We start from the raw sequence: 216 nt of genomic DNA, 5'->3' as shown, positions 1-216 counted from the left end.
ATTCGTCAAAGGGCAGATTGCTGGTGATCAGGGTGGCGCCCCGCTCATAACGTTGCGAGATCAGCTCGAACAGCAATTCCGCGCCGGTCTTTGACAACGGCACGAAGCCGAGTTCGTCGATGATCAGCAACTTGTACCCTGCCATCTGCTTCTGGAAACGTAAGAGGCGCCGTTCGTCACGGGCCTCCATCATCTCGCTGACCATGGCGGCGGCTG

Annotated in this window: 1 pseudogene; it reads right to left on the bottom strand. The window is 58.3% G+C overall.

Annotated features, from left to right (window positions below):
* Nucleotides 1-216 (bottom strand): annotated as a pseudogene (gene istB / locus V6766_RS25600) (IS21-like element ISSsp5 family helper ATPase IstB); the annotation flags it as partial.

Source organism: Martelella sp. AMO21009, assembly GCF_053484295.1.
Note: the sequence above shows the minus strand (reverse complement) of the source record. Positions and strands in the feature narration are given on the sequence as shown.